A 23,173-nucleotide genomic window follows, 5' to 3' on the forward strand; every position below is an offset into this window, starting at 1 on the left:
AATGCGCCACACAAAAAGGATTAAAAATGTCGCAAACACACAGAATTTTGCTGTTAAATGGCCCGAACTTAAATATGTTAGGGGCTCGCGAGCCAAAACATTATGGCAGTATTTCTCTTGCATCCATTGAAGAGAAAATACAAACTTTAGCCACTCAGCACAATGTAAAAGTGGAATGTTTTCAAGCCAATAGTGAAGAAAAATTAATTAATAAGATCCACGAAAGTTTCCAACAAGTCGATTTTATTTTAATTAATCCTGCTGCTTACACCCATACCAGTGTAGCATTGCGCGATGCACTTTTAGCTGTTTCAATTCCTTTTGTGGAGATTCATTTATCCAACGTACATAAACGTGAACCATTTCGTCATCATTCTTATTTTAGCGATGTGGCTGAAGGCGTTATTTGCGGTTTGGGCGCAAAAGGTTACGAGTTTGCCTTTTTATTTGCCATCGATTGCCTTGCTAAAAAATAAGAAAATCGAGCATTTTTGGCGAAATTCACAGAATTTTATCGCAAATTTGCAAAATTTAAGGTAATCTTTGCAACACAAAAATAAGTTTATTCATAACCGCACTTTTTCCTTTAAAAGTGCGGTTAAAATTTCAATCTTTTTAGGAAGAACGTATGGACATTCGTAAAATCAAAAAATTAATCGAATTAGTAGAAGAATCTGGCATTACTGAATTAGAAGTGCAAGAAGAAGAAGGTACGGTACGTATTAGCCGTGCAGCGCCAGCAGTTGCTCCAGCAGCAGTTCAATACGCTGCTGCACCAGTAGTAGCACCTACTCCTGCCGCTACACCAGCTCAAGCGCCAGCAGCTGCAACACCAGCGCCAGTCGCATCTGATGAATTATCAGGTCATCTTGTACGCTCTCCAATGGTGGGAACGTTCTATCGCAGTCCGAGCCCAGAAGCAAAAGCATTTGTTGAAGTCGGTCAATCTGTGAAAGTTGGCGACGCGCTTTGTATCGTTGAAGCAATGAAAATGATGAACCGCATTGAAGCGGACAAAGCTGGCGTAGTAAAAGCAATTCTTATCAACGACGGTGATGCTGTTGAATTCGACGAACCATTAATCGTTATTGAATAATTTCCAATATTTTCGTCGGGCGGACTTTAGTCCGCCTATTTCATATACAAACAATTAGAGCGAATTTATCGTAGGCAATATAAATTGAAATCTGTTCACACCAAATTTTATAGGGAGAACAATATTTCAAGAACCTACATAAAAATTCACGTCTATCTGACTAAACGGACTCTTTTATGTTAGAAAAAGTTGTGATTGCTAACCGCGGTGAAATTGCACTACGCATTTTACGTGCTTGTAAAGAATTAGGTATTAAAACTGTGGCGGTTCACTCCACCGCTGATCGTGATTTAAAACACGTTTTGCTCGCTGATGAAACCATTTGTATCGGTCCAGCACCTTCCGCAAAAAGTTATTTAAATATTCCAGCTATCATTGCTGCAGCCGAAGTCACAGGTGCGGATGCAATTCATCCAGGATACGGTTTCTTATCTGAAAATGCTGACTTTGCTGAACAAGTTGAACGTTCAGGTTTCACTTTCATCGGCCCAACTGCAGATGTCATCCGTTTAATGGGTGATAAAGTTTCAGCTATTAAAGCGATGAAAAAAGCAGGCGTGCCTTGTGTACCGGGTTCTGATGGCCCTGTAGGTAACGACATTGCTAAAAATAAAGAAATTGCTAAACGTATTGGCTATCCAATCATCATCAAAGCATCAGGCGGTGGTGGCGGCCGAGGAATGCGTGTTGTTCGTAGTGAAGACACATTAGAAGAATCTATTGCGATGACAAAAGCAGAAGCGAAAGCAGCATTCAATAATGATATGGTCTATATGGAAAAATACTTAGAAAATCCACGTCACGTGGAAATTCAAGTATTAGCAGATACCCATGGCAATGCAGTTTATTTAGCTGAACGTGACTGCTCAATGCAGCGTCGTCACCAAAAAGTGGTGGAAGAAGCACCAGCGCCAGGTATCACAGAAGAAGTTCGCCGCGATATTGGCTCACGCTGTGCAAAAGCTTGTGTAGAAATCGGCTATCGCGGAGCAGGTACGTTTGAATTCTTATATGAAAATGGCGAATTCTATTTCATTGAAATGAATACGCGTATCCAAGTGGAACACCCAGTAACTGAAATGATTACAGGTGTAGATTTAGTGAAAGAGCAATTACGCATTGCAGCAGGCTTGCCTATTTCCTTTAAACAAGAAGATATCAAAGTTAAAGGCCATGCAATGGAATGCCGCATTAACGCAGAAGATCCAAAAACATTCTTACCGTCTCCGGGTAAAGTAAATCACTTACATTCACCGGGCGGTTTGGGCGTTCGTTGGGATTCTCACGTTTATGGCGGTTATACGGTGCCTCCACATTACGACTCAATGATCGCAAAACTTATCACTTATGGCGATACACGTGAAGTTGCAATCCGTCGTATGCAAAATGCCTTATCTGAAACAATTATTGATGGTATAAAAACCAATATCCCACTTCATGAATTAATTCTTGAAGATGAAAATTTCCAAAAAGGCGGAACAAACATCCACTATTTGGAGAAAAAATTAGGTATGAATGAATAATCAAATTTTAAATGGCTAACAAAGGTTAGCCATTTTTTATATATGCTGACATTTATTTAATAATAAGAATTAAAACTAGCAAAACATTTTGAATTATTCAAAAAAGTTGTAATATGAATAAGTATAAGGGGCGTAGGATATATGCGCCCCTTATACCATTCAAAAAATATACTTTCACTTATAAAAAATTTTAAGGAAGAAATATGACATTAAAACAACGTTATCAACAAGCTGGTAAAGAAGCCAGTTGGGCATTAGGCCTATCTATTTTATATGTGATAGGTTGGTGCTTATGTGCTTATTTACCCAAAGGAACCCAAGGGCCGATTGGTTTCCCTCTCTGGTTTGAACTTTCCTGTATTTACTTACCTATTTTATTCATCGTGATTGGTTATTGGATTATCAAAATTATTTTTCAGGATATTTCTCTTGAAATTAACGATCAGGAGAAGCAAAAATGAATTTAGGTATTATTCTTCCTTTAATTATTTATCTCACTTTTGTTTTTGGTGCGGCAATTTTTGCCTATGTAAAACGTACAAAAGGCGATTTTTTAACAGAATATTATGTAGGAAATCGTTCTATGACAGGGTTTGTACTCGCAATGACCACAGCCTCTACTTATGCCAGTGCAAGTTCTTTTGTGGGCGGGCCAGGGGCTGCTTATAAATACGGCTTAGGTTGGGTATTACTTGCGATGATTCAAGTCCCAGCTGTATGGCTTGCATTAGGTGCATTAGGTAAAAAATTCGCACTATTATCAAGAGAAACCAATGCTTTAACCATTAATGATCTTTTCTTTTATCGTTATAAAAACAAATATTTAGTTTGGCTATCAAGCCTTGCTCTTCTTCTCGCATTTTTTGCTGCGATGACGGTGCAATTTATTGGTGGGGCGCGTTTATTAGAAACAACCATCGGTATTTCTTATACGCAAGCATTACTCTTATTTGCTTTAACGGTGGGAATCTATACTTTTATCGGGGGCTTCCGTGCCGTCGTACTGACGGATACCATTCAAGGTACCGTAATGATTTTTGGGACTATAATCCTCCTTGTTGGCACTATTTATGCCCTCGGTGGTGTAGAAAGTGCGGTCAATAAATTGACTGAAATTGATCCTGACTTAGTCACGCCTTACGGGCCAAATGGAATGTTAGATTTCCAATTTATGGCTTCTTTCTGGATACTTGTCTGTTTCGGGGTGGTTGGTCTTCCACATACCGCAGTTCGATGTATGGCATTTAAAGACAGTAAAGCCTTACATCGCGGCATGCTGATTGGAACCATTGTACTTTCTATAATTATGTTAGGTATGCATTTAGCTGGTGCGCTTGGCAGAGCGGTTATTCCAAATTTAACGGTATCAGATCAAGTAATTCCAACATTAATGATAAAAGTATTGCCGCCTATTGTTGCAGGGATTTTCTTAGCTGCACCGATGTCTGCAATTATGTCTACAATTGATGCGCAACTTATTCAATCCTCTTCTATTTTTGTCAAAGATTTATACCTTTCTACGAAACCAGAAGCCGCAAAAAATGAGAAAAAAGTGAGTTATTTTTCATCTATTATTACGCTAATTTTGACCGCACTTTTAATCTTTGCCGCACTTAATCCACCAGATATGATTATTTGGTTAAACCTATTTGCCTTTGGCGGATTAGAAGCTGCATTTTTGTGGGTAATTGTACTGGGTATTTATTGGGACAAAGCAAATGCTTATGGTGCGTTAAGCTCAATGATTATCGGCTTGGGAAGTTATATCTTACTCACTCAACTAGGCGTCAAATTATTTAACTTCCATCAAATCGTACCATCATTAGTATTTGGATTGATCGCATTTTTAGTGGGGAATAAATTGGGCGAACGTCGAATCGAAAAAACTCAATTAAAAGTTACCGCACTTTAAATATTAATTAACGGAACAGCCCTTTCCCCTGCTCGTGTAGGGGAAAATTCTATAAGGGCAGAGGGTGCGTTGTCCCCTCAGCTTTCGGTAGCTCCCGTAAATGCAGGGAGCCAAGATAATAAACGAGAAAAAGAAATGATTTATCAAATACTCGCCCTGCTTATTTGGAGCAGTTCATTAATCGTCGGTAAGCTCACTTATTCGATGATGGATCCTGTGCTTGTTGTGCAAGTGCGGTTAATTATTGCAATGATTTTGGTAATGCCACTTTTTTTACGTCGTTGGAAAAAAATCGATAAACCAATGCGTAAACAGCTTTGGTGGTTGGCATTCTTTAATTATACCGCGGTCTTTTTATTACAATTTATTGGTCTGAAATACACCTCTGCGTCTAGTGCCGTTACGATGATTGGGCTAGAACCGCTACTTGTTATATTTGTTGGACATTTCTTTTTTAAAGACAAAGCAAAATGGTTTCACTGGCTATTCGGTGCAATGGCATTTATTGGCGTTGCAATTTTAATCAATGGTGGAAAAAATAATGAAGGCATTGATAATGTTAGTTTATTAGGTTGCTTATTAGTGCTAAGCGCAGGGATTATTTTCGCGACTGTGTTACGTTGGACGCGGCGAGTTGTTGCCAAAGTTTCAACGCAAGTTTACACAGCCATCAGTATTGTTCTTGGTGCTATCACAACATTACCTTTTACCTTATTACTCACAGAAAACTGGCAAATATCATTAAATTCCACGGGAATTGTAGGTTTATTATATCTTGCCCTTGGTTGTAGCTGGCTTGCTTATTGGTTATGGCATAAAGGACTCAATACCGTTGATGCTAATATCTCTGGTATTTTACTTGCACTTGAACCATTATTCGGAATCTTATTTGCCGTATCATTACTTAGCGAAACGCTGTCATTTTCAGCCGTACTTGGCATAACAATTATTATGTTAGCCACACTTGGCTCGACTTTACTGCCGAAACTTTTAAAAAAATCGGTATAATACGCCCCATTTTATGAAATAAAGGAAAAAACAAATGGCTTGGATTCAAATTCGCCTGAATAGTACCAATGAAAAAGCAGAACACATTAGTGATTTTTTAGAAGAAATCGGATCCCTTTCTGTGACTTTTATGGATAGTCAAGATACCCCGATTTTTGAGCCTTTACCGGGCGAAACGCGTTTGTGGGGCAATACGGATGTAATTGCGCTATTTGATGCAGAAACAGATATGGCGGAAATTGTCGCGTTATTGCAAGGTGCAGGGCATTTAGATAGCAATACGGCATACAAAATTGAACAAATAGAAGATAAAGACTGGGAACGCGAATGGATGGATAACTTCCACCCAATGCAATTTGGTAAGCGTTTATGGATTTGTCCAAGTTGGCGTGATGTGCCTGATGAAAATGCCGTCAATGTTATGCTTGACCCAGGTTTAGCGTTTGGGACAGGCACGCATCCTACAACTGCGTTATGTTTAGAATGGTTAGATGGTCTAGATTTAAAAGATAAAACCGTCATTGATTTTGGTTGTGGCTCAGGCATTTTAGCCATTTCTGCATTAAAACTTGGTGCGAAAAGTGCGGTGGGAATTGATATCGATCCACAAGCCATTCTAGCCAGTCGCAATAATGCCGAGCAAAATGGCGTTGCAGATCGCCTACAACTGTTCTTATCTGATGAAAAACCCTCTGATTTAAAAGCGGACGTCGTGGTGGCAAATATTCTTGCTGGCCCTCTCAAAGAACTTTACCCAATCATTAGCCAACTTGTTAAACCGAATGGCGATCTTGGTTTATCGGGCATTTTAGAAACGCAAGCTCAATCGGTATGCGATGCCTATACGCAAACATTTGCGTTAGAGCCAGTCTCGGTCAGAGAAGAATGGTGCCGAATTACGGGTAAGCTAAAAACGCTTTAATTTCTTTTTGTCAATCAAAAAAAGTGTATTTTTTAAACAAATTTCACTTTGCAAAGTAAGGCAAAATGCGTATTATAGCCAGCCTTGTCGGTCGTCGACCAGTTCGACACTAATTAGATTTAGGCTTGCTAGGAAGGTAATGTAAAATGCGAATCGGTTCACACCAATTAAGAAATCGTGTTTTACTTGCACCAATGGCGGGTATTACCGACCAGCCTTTCCGTCGTCTTTGTGCATATTATGGTGCTGGACTCACATTTTCAGAAATGATGTCCACAAATCCGCAAGTTTGGCATACCGAAAAATCCAAATTGCGTTTGGCACATAGCGAAGATTTAGGTCTCAATGCCGTGCAAATTGCAGGTAGTGATCCACTCGAGATGGCGCAAGCTGCGGCTATTAACGTGGAATATGGCGCACAAATCATTGACATTAATATGGGATGCCCCGCCAAAAAAGTAAATCGCAAACTCGCAGGCTCTGCGTTGTTGCAATTTCCAGATTTGGTGGAAAAAATCTTGCGAGAAGTAGTGGCAGCCGTCAATGTGCCAGTGACCTTAAAAATTCGTACAGGCTGGGATAAATCTAATCGAAACTGCGTTCAAATCGGCAAAATTGCAGAACAATGTGGCATACAAGCATTAACGGTGCATGGTCGTACACGTGCTTGTCTTTTTGAAGGCGAAGCGGAATATGACAACATCAAAGCCGTTAAACAAGCGATTGCCATACCGGTTATAGCCAATGGTGATATTGATTCTGCTCGGAAAGCAAAATTCGTTCTCGATTATACTGGAGCGGATGCCATTATGATCGGTCGTGCTGCGCTAGGTAACCCTTGGCTATTTCAAGCTGTGGAAAACCTAATTGAGCATGACTCGATAAGCCAAATGCCAAGTTTAAACGAAAAGTGCGGTCAAATTTTGCGTCATATTCAAGAATTACATCAATTCTATGGCGAACAAAAAGGCTATCGCATTGCGCGTAAACACGTGGCTTGGTATTTACAGGGAATTCAACCTGATTCCGTTTTTAAACAGACTTTTAATGCAATTAGTGATCCGAAAGAGCAACTCATTGTATTGGAAGATTTTTTCAATTTAATTTTGGATAAAGAAAAATGTTAGAACAACAACGTAGTCCTGCTGATGCTTTAACGGTATCAGTATTAAATGCGCAATCACAAGTGACCAATAAACCATTACGCGATTCAGTAAAACAAGCATTGCGTAATTATTTAGCGCAATTAGATGGTCAAGATGTGAATGATCTTTACGAATTAGTATTAGCGGAAGTTGAACACCCGATGTTAGATATGATTATGCAATATACTCGTGGTAATCAAACCCGTGCAGCAAATATGCTTGGTATCAACCGTGGTACATTACGTAAAAAACTAAAAAAATATGGTATGGGCTAAGTTATACTTTTTTTAGATAGCAAAGGGCGAACATTTTAATGTTCGCCCTTTTCATTCAATCAGATAAAGCACAAACTATAACCTGTGCTTTAAATTTATCTTAAAATCAACCGCACTTTATTCTACGGTAACAGACTTCGCTAAGTTACGAGGTTGATCTACGTCAGTACCTTTAATTAAAGCCACATGATAAGAAAGCAATTGCATTGGGATAGTATAAAAAATCGGTGCAACGATATCATTGACTTTTGGCATCGTGATGATTTTCATTCCTTCACTTGGTGTAAAGCCCGCTTCTTTATCGGCAAATACATATAATTGGCCACCACGCGCACGAACCTCTTCAATGTTCGATTTTACTTTCTCTAATAATTCATTATTTGGCGCCACAACAATTACCGGCATATCGGCATCAATCAACGCTAATGGACCATGTTTTAATTCTCCAGCCGCATACGCTTCAGCATGAATATAAGAAATCTCTTTCAATTTTAAAGAGGCCTCTACGGCAATTGGATAAAACGCACCACGACCTAAGAAAAGTGCATGATGTTTTTCAGCAAAATCCTCAGCCAATGCTTCAATTTCTGTATCAAATGCTAATGCTTTTTCAATTTCTGCAGGTAAAGATTGCATTGCTTTGATAATCTCATGCTCTTTTTCTGCAGAAATATGACCTTTAACTTTACCAAGTGCCGTCACCAACATTAATAACGCAGCGAGCTGTGTCGTAAATGCTTTTGTTGATGCCACCCCAACTTCAACACCAGCACGCGTCATAAATGCAAGATCTGATTCGCGTACTAGCGAAGATCCAGCAACATTACAAATTGTTAATGCCGCCATATAACCCTTTTCTTTCGCTAAACGAAGTGCAGCTAAAGTATCTGCTGTTTCGCCAGATTGAGAAAGGGTAATTAATAAGCTATTTGGACGGGTAACAAATTTGCGATAACGAAATTCTGATGCAATTTCAACATCACAGCTCACGCCAGCCAAAGATTCAAACCAATAACGCGCCACCATACCTGCATTATAAGATGTGCCACAAGCAACAATTTGAATATGCTCAACTTTTTCTAAAATGCCTTTTGCACTATTACCAATTGAATCGACAATCACATTTTCATGATTGATACGCCCTTCCATTGTATTGATAAGTGCGGTTGGCTGTTCGTAAATTTCTTTCTGCATAAAATGGCGGAATTTACCTTTCTCTGCCGCGTCATTTTCAAGATTAGATTCGTGAATTTCACGTTTAGCCTTGTTACCGTGAGTATCATAAATATCAACTGTACGACGTGTAATTTCTGCAATATCCCCTTCTTCTAAAAAGATAAAACGGCGAGTAACACTTAATAGCGCAAGTTGATCTGAAGCTAAGAAATTTTCACCAATACCTAAGCCAATCACTAGCGGACTACCAGAACGAGCTGCCACTAAATGTTCAGGATGACGGCTGTCCATTACCACCATACCATATGCGCCCGTGAGTTGTTTTACTGCTTTTTTCACAGCGTCTAAAAGTGAATCCGTGCTACGCATTTCCCATTCAACCAGATGAGCGATCACTTCAGTATCTGTTTGTGATAAAAATACATAACCACGAGATTTTAATAATTCTCGAAGTTCTTCATGATTTTCAATAATACCATTATGTACTACGGCAAAAGTGCCTGACGCATGGGGGTGCGCATTGGTTTCTGATGGTTCACCATGCGTTGCCCAACGCGTATGCGCAATCCCTGTACCACCAATCAATGGTTTTTCCGATACCGCCTCATCTAAAGCTTTAACTTTACCTAAACAGCGCACGCGTTGTAATTCATGATGTTCATTTACCACCGCAACTCCTGCTGAATCATAACCACGATATTCCAAACGATGTAAACCATTAATTAAGATTTCCGCTACATCACGTTGCGCTACCGCGCCGACAATACCACACATAAGCTTTCCTTATTGTTAATTAAATAAAAAATACGTCTATTTTTTTAACCGCACTTTATACGCAAATTACTTCTACGCCATGAGCCCAAATGGCTTGTTTATCTTGTTCTGATAATCCTGTATCAGTAATAAGCACATCAATTTGTTGCCAAGTTAATTCTAAATTGGGCATTTTCCGACCAATTTTCTGAGATTCCACCATCACAACAACTTCACGAGAAACTTCCGCCATCACCTGGCTTAACCCTACAAGTTCATTAAAAGTCGTAGAACCTCGCGCTAAATCAATGCCATCGGCGCCAATAAAAAGTTGGTCAAAATCGTAAGAACGTAGCACCTGCTCTGCTACTTTCCCTTGAAACGATTCCGAACGAGTATCCCAAGTGCCACCAGTCATCAGCAACGTTGGCTCATTTTCTAATGCTCTCAATTCTGTTGCCACCGAAAGTGAGTTCGTCATTACAACTAAGCCTTGTTTTAAATTAAGTTGTTTAATCAAAGCCGCCGTAGTACTACCGCTATCTACGATAATACGGTTATGATCACGAATACGTTCGGCGGCGGCTTTCGCTATGACAAACTTTCGTTTCGTAAGTTCATCATTTTCGTTTTCATCTATAATTTCTTTTGGCATTAAAATTGCGCCGCCATATTTACGCAATAAAAAACCATTTGTTTCTAGCGCACTTAAGTCTTTACGAATAGTCACTTCAGATATATCAAAAAGCTGCACGAGCTGTTCTACACTCACCTCACCTTGTTCTTGCAAAAGTTGCATAATAGTATGGCGACGTTGTTTAGTATTACGAGGCTGGCTACTTTTTTTCATAAAGCTATCCTTAAATGCAATAAATTTCGGTTCGAAAGTTTATGTAAACAATATTGTTTTGTAAAGTAAATTTTAAGCAACAAAAAAACCCTGCTCATTGGCAGGGTTTAAAATCATCCAAATATTAATTATTTGATTGCATCTTTTAATGCTTTACCAGATACAAACGCTGGTACTTTAGATGCTGCGATTTTAATTTCAGCACCAGTTTGTGGGTTACGACCAGTACGTGCAGCACGTGCATTTACTTTGAATGTACCGAAACCGATTAATTGTACAGGTTCACCTTTTTTGAGGCTTGCAGTAATCGCTTCTAAAGTCGCTTCTAACGCAGCTTTAGCTTGTTTTTTGTTTAATTCTGCAGCGCTTGCAATTGCATCAATTAAATCTGTTTTGTTCATAAATTTGTACCTTCTGTTAAATAAAAATTTGACTCTTCAAAATATGCCTGCGGACGAACCACAAAAGCTGTGCAAAGGATAATCTAACTTACGATGAATTAAAAGCAAGATTTTTAAAATTTGTGACAAATCTCACGTTATTGATGAAATTCTATACCAATATTAGATATCCCCTCGGCTCGGATCTCATTTTTTAAATCTAAAATTAATTCAATATCACGTTTTTCACATTCTTTAAGTAAACGATAAATCTGCCATTGCACATCAAGTTCAGCTTGAATATCTTCACTTTCTTTAAGTTCGCTGTCCGACCAATCTCGCCCCGTTTCCGTTTCCAATAAACTCGTTACCGTTCCTAAAGAAATTAAGCTAATTTCCACCGCTCTTTCTAATGTTTCACCCGCGATAATAGCGTGTAAAATTTCAGCTAAAGCCTGGCAAGCATCTAACGCTGGTACAACACCAAAACTCTCATAATCATTCACATCAGGAATAATCGTTTCCAATTTCTCCAACTGATTTTCAAAGTTGATCTTGGCATCTTTAACCGTTAAATATTCCCACACCAAATTGAGAATATTTTGATACGTTTTAGCTTCAACGCTAAGCTCGTTCATTTGACAGAACAATTTAAAATTTGGTGCCATACGTTCACATAAAGCAGCCATAAAAGTCAGATGTTGCCAACTTTCTAAGTTTTCTAAGCGTTTATGAATCGGATTTCGCATCTTATTTCCTTAATTCGTAAGGGTTGGAGTATTTATTAATCGCATTTATGTTCCGCTTTACAAAGTTCAAGCGTCGCATGAATTAATTTGCGAGCGATAGTACCTGTTGGCGGCAATTCTGGCAAGGGTTGATCATAAGAAAACCACTGCGCATCATGAATTTCACTTTCCTGCAACGTAATTTCACCGCTCTCATAATCAGCCAGAAAACCGACCATTTGAGAATTCGGAAATGCCCAAGGCTGGCTACCAAAATAACGAATATTTTTTATCAAAATCCCTGTTTCCTCAAAAACCTCTCTACGCACTGCTTGTTCAAATGTTTCACCGACCTCTACAAAACCTGCAAGAGTGGTATACATTCCTCCATTCGGGTGATAATGACGTTTGTGATTAGCAAGCAATATTTCTTTGCCACGTCGAACCGCTACAATAATAGATGGACAGATTACAGGATAAGTTCGATACCCGCAGTGAGTACATTGCACGGCGAGCTCTTCTTGAATTTGTTGTGTTTTATGACCGCACTTTCCACAAAATTTATGAGTTTTCAGGAAATGATTAATTTCCACACCTCGGCTTAATACATGGAATTCATCCTCTGGCAATGAAAGTAATCCACGTAAACTTACATATTCTCGTTCATCACTTTCTTGCTCAGCCACAAGCCACAATGGATGATTTTTCCATTCACCGATTTGTATTGCCTGCAATCCTTCCATTCCAAGGGTTTTAGCCGTACCACAAGGCAACTCATTATTCAGTAAATAAAGATTCGAACCTTGAGTAAACAACCAATAACCAAAATCATCGGGGTGAAGTGCTTTCATCTTTTACTCCATAAAAATAACCGCACTTTCAAAGTGCGGCTATTATAAATCTTCTTTTTACCACTCACTAATAATAAGAGTGCTCTCCACGCTGATGTTCGGTTACATCTTTTGCACCTTTTAATTCATTCGGGAATAGGCTAATAAGTTGTTTTTCTACGCCATCTTTTAACGTAACATCCACCATTGAGCAACCATTACAGCCACCACCGAATTGTAAAATTGCGTAACCATCTTCAGTAATTTCAATTAAGGTTATGCGTCCACCATGACTTGCAAGCTGTGGATTAATTTGAGTTTGAATCACATATTCAACACGTTCAATTAATGGCGCATCATCAGCCACCTTACGCATTTTAGCATTTGGTGCTTTTAAGGTAAGTTGTGCACCAAGCTCTTCGGTAACATAATCAATTTCTGCTTCTTCTAAGAAAGGCAGACTGACCTCATCAATAAATGCAGAAAAAGTGTCGTATTTCATTTCAACATCGCTTTCTTCCACGGCATTCGGTGGGCAATAAGATACACCACATTCCGCATTAGGTGTGCCAGGATTAACCACGAAAATACGAATATTCGTTCCTTCTTCTTGGGTGTCTAAAAGTTTTCGAAAATGCGCTTGTGCGGCATCAGAAATAGCGATTTGCTGGGTTGCTTGTTCCATAATTATGTCCTAAATACTTGAGAGAAAGTATCGGGAATAATACGCTCATCGCGCTTTTTTTTCCAGTGCTTTATATTAAGCCCGCGCCAGCCCCCAAACTTGGATCTCCTCCACTCCTAATTTTCTCAATAATTTTGAGATTTCATTGAGTGTAGAACCAGTAGTAATCACATCATCCACTAATGCTATGCGACGATAAGGAAATGTATTTTTTGAAACCGCAAGAGAAAAGGCATTTTTTAAATTCTGACGACGATCTTTTGCACTCAGACCACGTTGAGTATGGGTATGTCTCACACGTTTTACGATATTGTTCAAATTAGGAATATCCAGCCAACGACTTAATTGCCGAGATAATAAATCAGCCTGATTATAACCCCGTCGCCACTGACGAAAATGATATAAAGGCACGGGAATGATTGCTTCTGGCAATTTAAGTTGATGTGTTCGCTTAGCATCACGCACCGCAAGATATAAAAGCCGAGCTAAAGTGCGGTCAATCCAAAATTGATTTTGAAATTTAAAACGATGAATTAACACTGAAAGTGGCTCAACATAATGCCCTATAATGACCATCTTATCCCAGCTAGGTTCTTGTTTAAGACAATTACCACAATGCTTTGCATAATATTGCAATTCCACACCACAATGACCGCAATAAGGAAAAGATTTAATTTGTTTTTGGCAACCTGAACATAGCCCATTTTTTGCGATATGAAGATTACCACGGCAGTGGATACAGCGAAAATTGAAGAAGTTCATTTGATCCTTATTAGTGATTACTGCAACCTAGGGTAGGTATACCCTAGGCTAATTGTAATGCTACCCCGTTGGGGTAGACATAAGAGTACCCCAAAGGGGAACTACGATTACCATCACTAACCGTGGGTATACTTACCCGCGGCTTACAAGCCTAGGGTAGGTTTACCCTAGGCTAATCACAATGCTACCCCGCTGGGGTAGATGTAAACGTTCCCCAAAGGGGAACCACGATTATCATCACTAACCGTGGGTATACCTACCCACGGCTTACAAACCTAGGGTAGGTGTAAGTGTTCCCCAAAAACAACTAAACATTTCTCTCAAGCCATTCTACGTTAAAATCAATTCCTTCACGTTGAAATAGGCTCTTCATTTCATCATTGAAATGGGTTTCTTTGTGATGCTGTTTTTGATTCTTAATATAATTAATAAGTTGATATTTATCCCTGTCGCTATAAGTTAATGCGCAATATCCTACTGACCAAGCCGTAAATTCTGGAAATAATGATTTATTTTCATCTAAAAAACGGTGTGTCGATTTTTTTAATTTACGCACAAATTCAGCTACTGAAATCGTTTGGTGTAATTCAACAAATAAATGTAGATGATCTGGCATACCATTAATTCGATGAAGTATAGAATGGTGTGATTTAACAAATCCCCAAATGTAATCATAGAGAATTTTCTCATTTTCTTCATTAATGGCATAAACACTGTCTTTTGTCCTAAAAACAATGTGATAAAATAAACGGCAGTAACTCATTGTAACTTTTTCCCTGCACTTTTTTGCTTCAACGCCTCTAACGTTTCTCCTGCTTTTAAAATATGCGGCGTCACGAAAATCACTAGCTCACGTTTTTGATGTCGTTCACTTTCTTTACCAAACAATCGTTTAATGCCAGGTATATCGCCAAGTAATGGCACTTTATCTTCGCTTTTCGTGATCGTATCGTGGAACACTCCGCCAAGCACAATGGTTTCCCCATCTTTGGCAAAAACCTGAGTATTAATTTCTTGCTTATCAATAGACACCACCTCGTTTTGTCCATAAGCGACACGAGAACCTGGTGAGTTTTGGCTCACTAATAAATCAAGCAAAATATTGTTATCTTTAGAAATATGTGGCGTCACTTCCAAACCAAGTACTGCCTCACGAAATTCGACAGATTGCGTATCGTTACGAGTATTGCTCACAACATAAGGAATTTCTGTCCCCTGTTTAATGCTCGCACTTTTCTTATTCGTAGTGAGTAAGCGGGGACTTGCAATAATTTCTACATTATTTTCACGCTCCAAAGCGCTCAATTCTAAATCAAGCAATCGCCCATTAATTTTCGCGACTTGTAATGCTATCGAGCCAGCAGGTGTCGCCGTTGTCGCAAAATTTACATTAAGATTATCCGCAATATTTTCAAAGCCATTGCCTGCGAGGCTACCTGCTACACGCCCCGCATTTTCCGTTGGATTAAAAATCCCCCACCGAACGCCAAGTTCTTTCAAACTCTCATCCGTAATTGTCACAATACGTGCTTCAATAGCAATCTGCTCAATAGGTTTATCCATTTCAGAAATTAGTTTTTTGATATTTTGCACAGAACGAGGCTCATCCTGAATAACCAGTAAATTACTGCGATCATCAAAGGTAATACTCCCAGCAGGAGAAAGCAAAGAGCCACTTCCTGTCGTTAAGGATTTCATTAATTCAGAGGCTTTAGCAAAATGGAGTTTTACCGTATGACTCACTAAGTGCGGTTCATTTGTAGCAAGATTTCCTGCAACTTGACCTTTGCCTGATAGCCCTCCATTCAGATAGTAAATACCCTCATCTTTATTCAAAGTAAGCTTCTTACTTTTAGCGATTATTTGTAGTAAACGTGGCATATCAATATTGTCTAATTTCAACGAAATATTGCCTTCTAACGTCTCATCCATCACTAAATTGACATCATGTTGAAAAGCTAATTGATCCAGTGTTTGAGCTAAAGGCGCTTGCGATAAACGAATAAAAAAACGTTCGTTATCAGTTTTGGGATTAGCAAAAACGATTAATGGCAACCAAAAACACATTAAAAAACAACCGCACTTAAAAAGATATTTCTTCATAATCTTCCTTTAAAAACTTAATTCTTTCTGTTCAGCGCTATCACATTGCTCACCGAGCTTACGCATAAACTTCACTTTATTTTGATGAATTTTTTCCACTAGATAACCCTCTTTAGCCACATCAACGCCCTCTAAAACGCTGTAAATTTGCAAATCCTGATCCAGCAATAACGCAAACGCTTTATCTTTAGAAATCACTATGCCCACCAATTTTAAAGCGTTCAAAGGAATTTCAGCCGCTTGGCGATTTTCATCCACTCCGCATAGATTATTAGGTACATCTGAGGAAATTATTTCTGTCTGCTCCATTACTGTTTGTGCGTTATCAAACTGAGAATGGGTGCGCTGTGTTTTATCGAAAGGATCTTGTCCCCAACTGCAATTCATAAAAAATAATGCAACTAGGAAAAACCAATACTTCATTTTGCCTCCTTATCTAGCTGAAAAATGATCTCGGTTTGCAATGGGCTGTCTTCGGGTTTGATAAACTGCAATCGACTCACTGAAAGCTGTGACGTATTAGCCAAAAGTGTGGTTAAAAATGTCTTCGTTTTTTCAAAATGCCCAGTAAGCTGTAAATGCAAAATAGGCTGTTGCCCCATTTCCCAACGTAAATTCTGAGATAATCCGTTACGCGCAGCTAAACGTTGAATTTGTTTATTCAACGGCATAATTTGTGCAGCCAGTTCTGGAGAAAGTTTTCTGCTTTGCGATTGCTGCTGTAAAGAAGTTAAAATTTTCTGTTGATGCAACAATTCTGATCTTTTCCCTGCTAATTCACTTTCGATTTCATGGAAACGCGAGTTCCCCTCGATATAATCTAAAATAGGGCGAAAAATCACCGCACTTAATAACAATAAAAAGGTTAAGCCATGAACATAAAAAGGCTGGCTTAGCCATTTTCCAAAAGGTGTAAAAGGATCGTTAAAAAAGGCTTTCACTTTTCCTCTCCTTGTTCCATATCAAAGCGAAAAAACAATGTATGTTGTTCAGGCTGAACCTGACTTAATTTCACATTGGGAAAATGTTTCTTTAAAAATTGATGTACCGACTCAAATTCCGTTTGATCTTGCGCTCGACCTTCCAAACTTAAGTTATGGGCATCTTGTTTAAATCGGTTTAATTCGCCTGTCTGAAGAGGCAATTCACTTAATCGCAGCAAACTATTTTGGACTTGCCCATTCGTGAGAGATTGCAAAACTTCACCAACTTTCACCGCACTGCGTAACTGATCAATTTGCATGGTAGTTTTATGAAGCTGTTGATTAAGTTGTTCAAACGACTTTTGCTGTGCCTGCAAATTTTGTTTCTGTTGTTCAATCAAATTGCTAAAAGCCAACATTAAATTAATAGCAAGCAAGATAAATAAAGCGATATAAAAAGCTAAACGACGCAAACGCTTTTGATGTTGATTAGTACGCCAAGGCAATAAATTCATCGACATTTAGCTACTCACTTTTTGTTGATGTGAATCTTTTTGCCACAGCGCATTGCCAAGTGCGATAAAAGGTAAATCCGTTTCTACTCGCTGCCAGTTTTCTGGTAATGGCGTATGACTTGAGGGAATTTGATACACAAAAACTTTTTCAATTTGCCCTTCAAAACGTTCGGTAAATTGCTCATAAAGTGCGGTCAAATTTTCGTGAGACTGTAAAATTTGCGATTGCTGAGATCTTTCACAAATCGCCAAACAATAGTCATCTTCTTGAAATAAAAATAAGGTATTTTCTGACCGCACTTGTTCATTTAACAAATATTGAAATGCACGCAAGATGGTATGAGGAACAACATCTAACACACTAATTTTAAATGGCTGAAAATCTTGCAAGTAAGTTTGAGCACTTGCCTCTCGAATTGCTGTAATCTCTAAACGAAAACCTTGCTTTAACGGAGTAGAAATATAATCAAACCACAATTCCTCTAAAGGAATGGGCAACTCTTTCTCAATCACAAATTTACATTGTTGATGACATTCTTGTGCATTTAACACTTGTGGCAACATTAATACTTTCGACCAAGTCAAGTGAGCAGAAATACTTGCCACAAACCGCAAAGAAAAGGTTTTCCCTTGAAATTGTGTTTTTAAATATCGCAAAAAACGATTTTTTAAATCGCTATCATTGATAGAGGCTTGATAACATTGTGGCTGTTCAAGTTCATCAAGCCACACAAAATCAAAATTACCTTGTTTACGGTGAATACCAATTTGTAAAGTGCGGTGATTTTTCCGGGAGAATTGCATATTCTTTCCTATTCTTTAAAGGCTGAATCTTTTATACTTAGCAGCCAAATCATAGGTCTCTTGACAAGAATATTCATTAACGAAGCGAGAATTTTACGATGCGGATCGCAAAATTGATATTTAGCACCCTATTAACTTTATGTATTTTAGGTTTAGTCGCAGGCGGAATGCTGTATTTCCACCTAAAATCGGAATTGCCCTCAGTAGAAGCATTAAAAACTGTTGAATTACAACAGCCAATGCAGATTTATACGGCCGACGGTAAATTAATTGGTGAAGTTGGCGAGCAACGACGTATTCCAGTGAAATTAGCTGAAGTACCACAACGCTTAATTGATGCATTTTTAGCGACGGAAGATAGCCGCTTTTATGATCACCATGGTCTCGATCCTATCGGCATTGCGCGTGCGTTATTTGTTGCAGTGAATAATGGTGGCGCATCACAAGGTGCAAGTACGATCACCCAACAATTAGCGCGTAACTTTTTCTTAACCCCAGAAAAAACTATTATTCGTAAAGCTCGTGAAGCCGTGCTTGCCGTAGAAATTGAAAATACCCTCACCAAACAAGAAATCTTAGAGCTTTATTTAAACAAAATCTTTTTAGGCTATCGTTCTTATGGTGTTGCGGCTGCTGCGCAAACCTATTTCGGCAAATCATTAAATGAATTGACGTTATCGGAAATGGCTATTATCGCAGGCTTACCAAAAGCACCTTCAACCATGAATCCGCTTTATTCTTTAAAACGTTCAGAAGAACGCCGCAATGTAGTGCTAAGCCGAATGTTAGATGAAAAATACATCAGTAAAGAAGAATATGATGCTGCATTAAAAGAGCCAATCGTCGCGAGTTATCATGGTGCAAAATTTGAATTTCGTGCTGATTATGTCACTGAAATGGTACGCCAAGAAATGGTTCGCCGTTTTGGTGAAGAAAATGCCTACACCAGTGGTTATAAAGTATTTACCACTGTACTTTCAAAAGACCAAGCTGAAGCACAAAAAGCTGTGCGTAATAACTTGATTGACTATGATATGCGTCACGGTTATCGCGGTGGTGCACCTTTATGGCAAAAAAGTGAAGCAGCTTGGGATAATGATCGCATTGTCGGTTTTCTACGCAAACTGCCAGATTCTGAGCCATTTATTCCCGCAGCCGTGGTTGGAATAACAAAAGGTGGTGCGGATCTATTATTAGCATCCGGTGAAAAAATGACGCTATCCACTAATGCAATGCGTTGGACTGGCAGAAGCAATCCTGTAAAAGTAGGCGAGCAAATTTGGATTCGTCAACGTACTAATGGTGAATGGCAATTAGGACAAATTCCAGCAGCTAACTCTGCGTTAGTATCTCTTAACTCAGATAATGGTGCAATTGAAGCCATTGTTGGTGGCTTTAGCTATGAACAAAGTAAGTTCAACCGTGCGACACAATCCTTAGTTCAAGTAGGTTCTTCTATCAAACCATTTATTTACGCAGCGGCATTAGAAAAAGGCTTAACACTTTCTAGTGTATTACAAGACAGCCCAATTTCTATTCAAAAACCAGGACAAAAACTGTGGCAACCAAAAAACTCACCTGATCGTTATGATGGTCCAATGCGTTTACGCGTAGGATTAGGTCAATCTAAAAATATGATTGCTATTCGTGCTATCCAAACCGCAGGTATTAATTTCACAGCAGAGTTTTTACAACGTTTTGGCTTTAAACGTGATCAATATTTTGCAAGTGAAGCCTTAGCGCTTGGCGCAGCCTCATTCACACCATTAGAAATGGCTAGAGCTTATGCGGTGTTTGATAATGGCGGTTTCCTCATTGAACCTTATATCATTGAAAAAATTCAAGATAACTCGAGTAAAGACCTATTTATTGCAAACCCTAAAATTGCTTGTATTGAGTGTAATGATATCCCTGTGGTTTATGGTGAAACGAAAGATAAAATCAACGGCTTTGCGAATATTCCTTTAGGCGAAAATGCCTTAAAACCATCAGATGACAGTACAAACGGTGAAGAAGTTGATCAACAACCTGAAACTGTACCTGAACTGCCAGAATTACAGTCAAATGTGGCCTCACTTAAGGAAGATGCAATTGATTTAATGGCAGCAGCAAAAAATGCATCGTCGAAAACAGAATATGCCCCTCGAGTAATCAGTGGCGAGTTAGCATTTTTAATCCGCAGCGCCTTAAATACGGCAATTTATGGCGAACAAGGTCTAGACTGGAAAGGAACTAGCTGGCGTATCGCACAAACCATTAAACGTAGCGATATAGGCGGTAAAACAGGTACCACAAATAGTTCAAAAGTGGCTTGGTATGCAGGATTTGGTGCAAACTTAGTAACCACAACTTATGTAGGATTTGACGACAACAAACGTGTACTCGGGCGCGGAGAAGCGGGTGCGAAAACAGCGATGCCAGCTTGGGTCGCTTATATGAAAACTGCATTGAGCGACAAACCTGAACGTAAATTACCATTACCACCGAAAATTATGGAAAAAAGTATTGATACTATGACTGGATTGCTTTCTCCAGCTGGTGGACGCAAAGAATACTTTATTGTAGGTACTGAACCGACACGTACCTATCTTTCGGAAATGCAAGAGCGTGGTTATTATGTTCCCACAGAATTACAGCAACGCTTAAATAATGAAGGCAATACGCCAACGCCTGCTGCACAACCAGAAGAACTCTTCTAAAAATGACCGCACTTTAGTGCATAATCAGGCGAGTCAATTGGCTCGCCTTCGTTATTAAACAAAGGATATATTATGCTGAGTTATCGTCACTCATTCCATGCAGGCAACCATGCTGATGTCTTGAAACATATCGTCTTAATGCTCATTTTGGAAAATCTTAAACTCAAAGAAAAAGGCTTTTTTTACTTAGATACGCACTCTGGCGTGGGGCGTTATCGTTTATCCTCAAACGAATCAGAAAAAACAGGGGAATATAAAGAAGGTATTGGACGCTTGTGGGATCAAACAGACTTACCCGAAGATATTGCTCGTTATGTAAAAATGATCAAAAAACTCAATTATGGTGGCAAAGAACTACGTTATTACGCTGGCTCACCGTTAATTGCCGCGGAATTGTTGCGCCCACAAGATCGCGCACTATTGACCGAACTTCATTCTAGCGATTATCCAATTCTTCGCAATAATTTTAGTGACTACAAAAATGTCACCGTAAAATGTGATAATGGCTTTCAACAAGTCAAAGCAACACTACCTCCAAAAGAACGTCGTGGCTTGGTGCTAATCGATCCGCCTTATGAATTAAAAGAAGATTATGATCTTGTCGTCAAAGCCATTGAAGAAGGCTATAAACGTTTTGCCACTGGCACTTATGCGATTTGGTATCCCGTTGTATTACGCCAACAAACTAAACGTATTTTTAAGGGCTTAGAAGCAACAGGAATTAGAAAAATTCTAAAAATTGAGCTCGCCGTTCGCCCTGATAGCGATCAACGAGGTATGACGGCAAGCGGTATGGTAGTAATTAACCCACCTTGGACATTAGAAACCCAAATGAAAGAAATTTTGCCTTACCTCACAAAAACATTAGTTCCAGAAGGTACAGGAAGCTGGACTGTCGAATGGATTACACCTGAATAACCGTCTCTTCCCACTCTAAACTCCTCTAAATTTCACCGCACTTGACTTCAAAAGTGCGGTGAAATTTTCTGAGATTTTAAATACCCCAAATCATTAACCCCACTGTTCCCAAAAGCCCATTTTTTCGCTAGAATGCACGCAATCTTTGACTTAATAAAGGATAACATTATGTTTGGAAAAGGCGGTTTAGGCGGCTTAATGAAACAAGCCCAACAAATGCAAGAAAAAATGCAAAAAATGCAGGAAGAAATCGCGCAACTAGAAGTAACGGGTGAATCTGGTGCAGGTTTAGTGAAAATTACAATTAATGGTGCACATAACTGCCGTCACATTGACATTGATCCATCTTTAATGGAAGACGATAAAGAAATGTTAGAAGATTTAATCGCGGCCGCTTTTAACGATGCGGTACGTCGTGCTGAAGAATTACAAAAAGAAAAAATGGCATCAGTTACCGCTGGAATGCCATTACCTCCGGGAATGAAGTTTCCGTTTTAATTATTAGGCGCGTGAATATAAGATTCACGCGTCATCTCTCAGTTTCCTCTCATTAATCACTATGCAAAGCAGTCCACTTTTAGAACACCTTATTGAAAACTTACGTTGTCTTCCGGGCGTAGGGCCCAAATCTGCGCAACGTATGGCTTATCATCTTTTACAGCGTAATCGTAGCGGTGGGATGAATTTGGCTCGAGCACTCACAGAAGCCATGTCTAAAATTGGCCATTGTTCACAATGTCGAGACTTTACGGAAGAAGATACTTGCAACATTTGCAATAATCCACGCCGTCAAAATTCAGGTTTGCTTTGTGTCGTTGAAATGCCCGCAGATATTCAAGCTATTGAGCAAACAGGGCAATTTTCAGGACGTTATTTTGTTTTAATGGGACATTTGTCTCCACTTGATGGCATTGGTCCCCGTGAAATTGGTTTAGATTTACTGCAAAAACGCTTAGTAGAAGAATCTTTCCACGAAGTGATTCTTGCAACAAACCCAACTGTGGAAGGCGATGCAACAGCAAATTACATCGCTGAAATGTGCCGCCAACATAATATCAAAGTGAGTCGTATCGCTCATGGCATTCCTGTCGGTGGTGAACTGGAAACTGTGGACGGTACAACGCTTACTCACTCTTTTCTAGGTCGTCGTCAAATCGACTAATCTT

General features: G+C 39.1%; 26 protein-coding genes. 13 read left to right on the top strand and 13 right to left on the bottom strand.

The window, feature by feature from the left end; translation table 11 throughout:
- Positions 1 to 26 precede the first annotated feature (26 nt).
- From aroQ to fis, 9 genes are all read left to right on the top strand, one after another.
- A complete protein-coding gene (gene aroQ / locus DV424_RS07000; RefSeq protein WP_118859543.1) occupies positions 27 to 476 on the top strand; it encodes a type II 3-dehydroquinate dehydratase in 450 nt (149 codons plus the stop codon).
- Between the two features lie 152 nt (positions 477 to 628).
- On the top strand, positions 629 to 1,096 hold the full coding sequence (accB, locus tag DV424_RS07005) for an acetyl-CoA carboxylase biotin carboxyl carrier protein (protein WP_118789965.1): 468 nt from the start codon (positions 629 to 631) through the stop codon (positions 1,094 to 1,096).
- Positions 1,097 to 1,272: 176 nt separating this feature from the next.
- On the top strand, positions 1,273 to 2,619 hold the full coding sequence (accC, locus tag DV424_RS07010) for an acetyl-CoA carboxylase biotin carboxylase subunit (RefSeq protein ID WP_118859544.1): 1,347 nt from the start codon (positions 1,273 to 1,275) through the stop codon (positions 2,617 to 2,619).
- Between the two features lie 203 nt (positions 2,620 to 2,822).
- Complete coding sequence (locus DV424_RS07015) at positions 2,823 to 3,080, top strand: YhdT family protein (RefSeq protein ID WP_118859545.1); 258 nt, start codon at positions 2,823 to 2,825, stop codon at positions 3,078 to 3,080.
- Positions 3,077 to 4,531 carry a sodium/pantothenate symporter gene (panF, locus tag DV424_RS07020; protein ID WP_105899045.1) on the top strand — a complete coding sequence of 485 codons (1,455 nt, stop codon included), beginning with the start codon at positions 3,077 to 3,079 and terminating at the stop codon, positions 4,529 to 4,531. Before DV424_RS07015 ends, panF begins: the two co-directional genes overlap by 4 nt.
- 135 nt (positions 4,532 to 4,666) lie before the next feature.
- Positions 4,667 to 5,539 (top strand): DMT family transporter, encoded by an 873-nt coding sequence (locus tag DV424_RS07025; protein WP_105899118.1) that lies wholly within the window; start codon positions 4,667 to 4,669, stop codon positions 5,537 to 5,539.
- Between the two features lie 34 nt (positions 5,540 to 5,573).
- Complete coding sequence (gene prmA, locus DV424_RS07030) at positions 5,574 to 6,461, top strand: 50S ribosomal protein L11 methyltransferase (RefSeq protein WP_118859546.1); 888 nt, start codon at positions 5,574 to 5,576, stop codon at positions 6,459 to 6,461.
- Between the two features lie 146 nt (positions 6,462 to 6,607).
- Positions 6,608 to 7,588, top strand: a complete 981-nt coding sequence (gene dusB / locus DV424_RS07035) for a tRNA dihydrouridine synthase DusB (protein ID WP_118789968.1) — start codon at positions 6,608 to 6,610, stop codon at positions 7,586 to 7,588.
- Positions 7,582 to 7,881: a DNA-binding transcriptional regulator Fis gene (fis, locus tag DV424_RS07040; protein WP_005646807.1), complete on the top strand. Its 300-nt coding sequence runs from the start codon at positions 7,582 to 7,584 to the stop codon at positions 7,879 to 7,881. Before dusB ends, fis begins: the two co-directional genes overlap by 7 nt.
- A 117-nt stretch (positions 7,882 to 7,998) precedes the next feature.
- Here the strand turns inward: fis and glmS are convergent, their stop codons facing one another.
- The 13 genes from glmS to DV424_RS07105 form a co-directional block, all read right to left on the bottom strand.
- Complete coding sequence (gene glmS / locus DV424_RS07045) at positions 7,999 to 9,831, bottom strand: glutamine--fructose-6-phosphate transaminase (isomerizing) (RefSeq protein ID WP_118859547.1); 1,833 nt, start codon at positions 9,829 to 9,831, stop codon at positions 7,999 to 8,001.
- A gap of 55 nt (positions 9,832 to 9,886) precedes the next feature.
- Positions 9,887 to 10,660: a DeoR/GlpR family DNA-binding transcription regulator gene (locus DV424_RS07050; protein ID WP_118859548.1), complete on the bottom strand. Its 774-nt coding sequence runs from the start codon at positions 10,658 to 10,660 to the stop codon at positions 9,887 to 9,889.
- Between the two features lie 128 nt (positions 10,661 to 10,788).
- Positions 10,789 to 11,061, bottom strand: coding sequence for an HU family DNA-binding protein (locus DV424_RS07055; protein WP_005634530.1), 273 nt, complete (start codon positions 11,059 to 11,061; stop codon positions 10,789 to 10,791).
- A gap of 137 nt (positions 11,062 to 11,198) precedes the next feature.
- Complete coding sequence (locus tag DV424_RS07060; protein WP_118859549.1) at positions 11,199 to 11,789, bottom strand: YjaG family protein; 591 nt, start codon at positions 11,787 to 11,789, stop codon at positions 11,199 to 11,201.
- Between the two features lie 35 nt (positions 11,790 to 11,824).
- Positions 11,825 to 12,619, bottom strand: coding sequence for an NAD(+) diphosphatase (nudC, locus tag DV424_RS07065; RefSeq protein WP_118859550.1), 795 nt, complete (start codon positions 12,617 to 12,619; stop codon positions 11,825 to 11,827).
- A 67-nt stretch (positions 12,620 to 12,686) separates the two neighbouring features.
- The gene (nfuA, locus tag DV424_RS07070; RefSeq protein ID WP_046939969.1) at positions 12,687 to 13,283 is read right to left on the bottom strand and encodes a Fe-S biogenesis protein NfuA; all 597 of its coding nucleotides are present in this window, start codon (positions 13,281 to 13,283) and stop codon (positions 12,687 to 12,689) included.
- A gap of 75 nt (positions 13,284 to 13,358) precedes the next feature.
- Positions 13,359 to 14,045: a ComF family protein gene (locus tag DV424_RS07075; RefSeq protein WP_118859551.1), complete on the bottom strand. Its 687-nt coding sequence runs from the start codon at positions 14,043 to 14,045 to the stop codon at positions 13,359 to 13,361.
- A gap of 307 nt (positions 14,046 to 14,352) precedes the next feature.
- Positions 14,353 to 14,808 carry an IS200/IS605 family transposase gene (gene tnpA, locus DV424_RS07080; RefSeq protein ID WP_065245617.1) on the bottom strand — a complete coding sequence of 152 codons (456 nt, stop codon included), beginning with the start codon at positions 14,806 to 14,808 and terminating at the stop codon, positions 14,353 to 14,355.
- Complete coding sequence (locus DV424_RS07085; RefSeq protein WP_118859552.1) at positions 14,805 to 16,148, bottom strand: type IV pilus secretin PilQ family protein; 1,344 nt, start codon at positions 16,146 to 16,148, stop codon at positions 14,805 to 14,807. Before DV424_RS07085 ends, tnpA begins: the two co-directional genes overlap by 4 nt.
- Positions 16,149 to 16,157: 9 nt before the next feature.
- Complete coding sequence (locus DV424_RS07090; RefSeq protein WP_118859553.1) at positions 16,158 to 16,571, bottom strand: competence protein; 414 nt, start codon at positions 16,569 to 16,571, stop codon at positions 16,158 to 16,160.
- The gene (gene comC / locus DV424_RS07095) at positions 16,568 to 17,089 is read right to left on the bottom strand and encodes a competence protein ComC (RefSeq protein WP_118859554.1); all 522 of its coding nucleotides are present in this window, start codon (positions 17,087 to 17,089) and stop codon (positions 16,568 to 16,570) included. Before comC ends, DV424_RS07090 begins: the two co-directional genes overlap by 4 nt.
- Positions 17,086 to 17,592, bottom strand: coding sequence for a competence protein B (locus DV424_RS07100; RefSeq protein ID WP_118859555.1), 507 nt, complete (start codon positions 17,590 to 17,592; stop codon positions 17,086 to 17,088). The genes comC and DV424_RS07100 overlap by 4 nt, the downstream gene beginning before the upstream one ends.
- A complete protein-coding gene (locus DV424_RS07105) occupies positions 17,593 to 18,390 on the bottom strand; it encodes a type IV pilus biogenesis protein PilM (protein WP_118859556.1) in 798 nt (265 codons plus the stop codon).
- Between the two features lie 98 nt (positions 18,391 to 18,488).
- Here DV424_RS07105 and DV424_RS07110 point away from each other — a divergent pair, with 98 nt between their 5' ends.
- The 4 genes from DV424_RS07110 to recR all read left to right on the top strand — a co-directional run bounded on the left by DV424_RS07110 (position 18,489) and on the right by recR (position 23,169).
- Positions 18,489 to 21,089, top strand: coding sequence for a penicillin-binding protein 1A (locus DV424_RS07110; protein WP_118859557.1), 2,601 nt, complete (start codon positions 18,489 to 18,491; stop codon positions 21,087 to 21,089).
- A gap of 72 nt (positions 21,090 to 21,161) precedes the next feature.
- Complete coding sequence (locus DV424_RS07115) at positions 21,162 to 22,007, top strand: 23S rRNA (adenine(2030)-N(6))-methyltransferase RlmJ (RefSeq protein WP_065250371.1); 846 nt, start codon at positions 21,162 to 21,164, stop codon at positions 22,005 to 22,007.
- Between the two features lie 168 nt (positions 22,008 to 22,175).
- Positions 22,176 to 22,505, top strand: coding sequence for a YbaB/EbfC family nucleoid-associated protein (locus tag DV424_RS07120; RefSeq protein ID WP_065250372.1), 330 nt, complete (start codon positions 22,176 to 22,178; stop codon positions 22,503 to 22,505).
- 61 nt (positions 22,506 to 22,566) lie between these two features.
- Entirely contained in the window at positions 22,567 to 23,169 is a 603-nt protein-coding gene (recR, locus tag DV424_RS07125) for a recombination mediator RecR (protein ID WP_005626527.1), read from the top strand.
- Positions 23,170 to 23,173 lie beyond the last annotated feature (4 nt).

It is taken from the genome of Haemophilus haemolyticus (assembly GCF_003493605.1).
Classification (GTDB): Bacteria; Pseudomonadota; Gammaproteobacteria; order Enterobacterales; family Pasteurellaceae; genus Haemophilus; species Haemophilus haemolyticus_J.

Coding starts and splice junctions, on each gene's coding strand:
- DV424_RS07105 (WP_118859556.1), bottom strand. CDS start 18,390: ATGCAATTCTCCCGGAAAAATCACCGCACTTTACAAATTGGTATTCAC.
- DV424_RS07060 (WP_118859549.1), bottom strand. CDS start 11,789: ATGCGAAATCCGATTCATAAACGCTTAGAAAACTTAGAAAGTTGGCAA.
- DV424_RS07025 (WP_105899118.1), top strand. CDS start 4,667: ATGATTTATCAAATACTCGCCCTGCTTATTTGGAGCAGTTCATTAATC.
- DV424_RS07075 (WP_118859551.1), bottom strand. CDS start 14,045: ATGAACTTCTTCAATTTTCGCTGTATCCACTGCCGTGGTAATCTTCAT.
- DV424_RS07085 (WP_118859552.1), bottom strand. CDS start 16,148: ATGAAGAAATATCTTTTTAAGTGCGGTTGTTTTTTAATGTGTTTTTGG.
- aroQ (WP_118859543.1), top strand. CDS start 27: ATGTCGCAAACACACAGAATTTTGCTGTTAAATGGCCCGAACTTAAAT.
- nudC (WP_118859550.1), bottom strand. CDS start 12,619: ATGAAAGCACTTCACCCCGATGATTTTGGTTATTGGTTGTTTACTCAA.
- dusB (WP_118789968.1), top strand. CDS start 6,608: ATGCGAATCGGTTCACACCAATTAAGAAATCGTGTTTTACTTGCACCA.
- DV424_RS07015 (WP_118859545.1), top strand. CDS start 2,823: ATGACATTAAAACAACGTTATCAACAAGCTGGTAAAGAAGCCAGTTGG.
- fis (WP_005646807.1), top strand. CDS start 7,582: ATGTTAGAACAACAACGTAGTCCTGCTGATGCTTTAACGGTATCAGTA.
- DV424_RS07090 (WP_118859553.1), bottom strand. CDS start 16,571: ATGAAGTATTGGTTTTTCCTAGTTGCATTATTTTTTATGAATTGCAGT.
- accB (WP_118789965.1), top strand. CDS start 629: ATGGACATTCGTAAAATCAAAAAATTAATCGAATTAGTAGAAGAATCT.
- panF (WP_105899045.1), top strand. CDS start 3,077: ATGAATTTAGGTATTATTCTTCCTTTAATTATTTATCTCACTTTTGTT.
- glmS (WP_118859547.1), bottom strand. CDS start 9,831: ATGTGTGGTATTGTCGGCGCGGTAGCGCAACGTGATGTAGCGGAAATC.
- DV424_RS07115 (WP_065250371.1), top strand. CDS start 21,162: ATGCTGAGTTATCGTCACTCATTCCATGCAGGCAACCATGCTGATGTC.
- accC (WP_118859544.1), top strand. CDS start 1,273: ATGTTAGAAAAAGTTGTGATTGCTAACCGCGGTGAAATTGCACTACGC.
- DV424_RS07110 (WP_118859557.1), top strand. CDS start 18,489: ATGCGGATCGCAAAATTGATATTTAGCACCCTATTAACTTTATGTATT.
- tnpA (WP_065245617.1), bottom strand. CDS start 14,808: ATGAGTTACTGCCGTTTATTTTATCACATTGTTTTTAGGACAAAAGAC.
- prmA (WP_118859546.1), top strand. CDS start 5,574: ATGGCTTGGATTCAAATTCGCCTGAATAGTACCAATGAAAAAGCAGAA.
- DV424_RS07120 (WP_065250372.1), top strand. CDS start 22,176: ATGTTTGGAAAAGGCGGTTTAGGCGGCTTAATGAAACAAGCCCAACAA.
- DV424_RS07050 (WP_118859548.1), bottom strand. CDS start 10,660: ATGAAAAAAAGTAGCCAGCCTCGTAATACTAAACAACGTCGCCATACT.
- recR (WP_005626527.1), top strand. CDS start 22,567: ATGCAAAGCAGTCCACTTTTAGAACACCTTATTGAAAACTTACGTTGT.
- nfuA (WP_046939969.1), bottom strand. CDS start 13,283: ATGGAACAAGCAACCCAGCAAATCGCTATTTCTGATGCCGCACAAGCG.
- DV424_RS07100 (WP_118859555.1), bottom strand. CDS start 17,592: ATGTCGATGAATTTATTGCCTTGGCGTACTAATCAACATCAAAAGCGT.
- DV424_RS07055 (WP_005634530.1), bottom strand. CDS start 11,061: ATGAACAAAACAGATTTAATTGATGCAATTGCAAGCGCTGCAGAATTA.